Below are 322 nucleotides of genomic sequence, written 5' to 3' on the forward strand. Positions count from 1 at the left end.
CATTGATGACGTCGAAACGACGGGAGTGGACGCGATCGCGCGCGAACTCGCCGGAGAGGGCATCGACGCCCGGCGCGCGAACGCGCGTACGGAAGCCGCGCTCGCGCGAGTGTTCGCGAAAGCCGCGCACGTCGGTGCGCGGCGGGTCGCGGAACTGGCCTCCCCCTCCTCCCGCGAAGCAGAACTGCCGTATCGTGCCTTGGCCGCAGAGCTCGGTGCCGCGATGAACATGTCCGATCGCACCGTGCAACGCCGCATGAACGACGCCGCCGTGTTGGACGAGTCGTTCCCCGCCACGTTCGCGGCGTGGGAAGAGGGACGG

Origin of the sequence: Microbacterium sp. C448 (assembly GCF_000582705.2) — a bacterium.
In the GTDB taxonomy this organism is placed as follows: Bacteria; Actinomycetota; Actinomycetes; order Actinomycetales; family Microbacteriaceae; genus Microbacterium; species Microbacterium lacus_A.